Raw genomic sequence first — 1,596 nt, 5'->3', positions numbered from 1 at the left:
TACTCAAGTTTCGGAAGTAAAGTTATATAACATTATTTAAATAAAAAAGGCTTTGAATACTTCCGTATTACGCGGAAATTTTGTATCTTTGTAGTGTCAGAAACAATTATACAAAATCATTCAAAGCCATGTGCAAAGGTACAAAAATTATTTCAGAAATAAGCAATTTTTTCCAAGGAAATCAAAAATTTGCCCTTTTTCAAGCGTTTTCAATGCTTGTGGAGAAGATGAACGTAAGTAACAAGATGCTTGGTGGAGACAAGAAGCCAAACTGTAAGTTGACCAATCTCCAGATATTTCATCTTCTTCTCATTATGCCGTTCTGCGACATCAAAGGTATTTCCCATTACGCCAATTCCGTCCTCAGCCGTATGTTCTCTGGCAAAAAGGACTTGTTTTACCAGTTCATGTCGCAGGATGGGACCGATTGGCGCAAGGTTCTCTACCACACCGCAAAGAAGATGATAGACAGTATCATTATCAGGACAGACCACAAGGATTCCGACCACCCTTCCGTCCTCATAGTTGATGACACCGACTTGCCAAAGACCGGTTTCCGCATTGAGAAAATCGGACGTGTGTTCTCCCACGTGTCCCAGCGCAGCATACTCGGCTTCAAGGCCCTTACCATGTGCTGGAGCGACGGCAAAACAGTCCTTGGACTGGAACAGTGCCTGTTGGGTGAGGAAGGACTGAACGAGAAGAAACCGCAGGGGCTTACAGACAAGCAACGCCGGAGCCGGTACTCCATAGAGCGTGGCAAGGAGACCGCAGGCGCAAAGAGAATCGGAGAGTATATGATGTCGAAATGCGAACTCATAAAAAATATGGTTAAGCGGGCTATTGAAAAGCATATCCCGTTTGAATACTTGCTGGTGGACAGCTGGTTTACCAACACCGGGCTTGTGGATTTCGTCTGCCGCCTGCACAAAAAGATACATCTTCTCGGCATGGGGAAAATGGGCAACACGAAATACGGGACGGACTGGGGAGAACTCACGGCAAAAGCCATTTTGGCTAAACTTCAGACGGCAAAGAAGACAAAGTACAGCAGGGCTCTTCGTTGCAGGTATGCCGTTGTTGACGTGACATTGGGCACAAGGAAAGTGCGTCTGTTCTTCTGCAGAAGGACAAAGGCTGAGAAGTGGAAGTTCCTAGTCTGTACCAACCGAAAACTCGACTTTATGAAAGCATACCGTATCTATGCAATGCGGTGGGGTATCGAAGTCTTTTATGAGGACAGCAAGAGATACCTGGGACTCAGCAAGTGTTCCTGCCGCAATTTCACTTCCCAGCTTGCACATGTGACATTGGTTACCATTCAGTACAACTTGATGGCTTATATAAAAAGGTTCCATAATTATGAGACAATAGGAGGCCTGTTCAGGGACACATACCTCGGATTGAGGGAAATCACAGTCATTGACTGCATTTGGGAGGCGATACTTGAGGTCGTTTGCATCGTGGCTGAAATACTGGAATGCGACGAGGAGACTGTACTCAAACAAGTCATTGCTGACAGTCGCAGAATGGCATTACTAAGCCAACTTGCACAGACGGCATAGAGTACTGAATTTTTACTTCCGAAACTTGAGT

1 protein-coding gene is annotated in these 1,596 nt (G+C 45.3%); it reads left to right on the top strand.

Going from position 1 to position 1,596, the window contains the following annotated elements; translation table 11 throughout:
* Positions 1-227: 227 nt before the first annotated feature.
* Positions 228-1,565: a transposase gene (locus tag CIK98_RS02795; protein ID WP_172409789.1), complete on the top strand. Its 1,338-nt coding sequence runs from the start codon at positions 228-230 to the stop codon at positions 1,563-1,565.
* Positions 1,566-1,596: the final 31 nt, after the last annotated feature.

This window comes from Prevotella sp. P2-180, assembly GCF_002251435.1.
Lineage (GTDB): Bacteria > Bacteroidota > Bacteroidia > Bacteroidales > Bacteroidaceae > Prevotella.
This window is presented reverse-complemented; position numbering and strand designations above follow the sequence as displayed.

Excerpts from the sequence above, each read along its gene's own strand:
- CIK98_RS02795 (WP_172409789.1), top strand. The coding sequence starts at position 228 with ATGAACGTAAGTAACAAGATGCTTGGTGGAGACAAGAAGCCAAACTGT.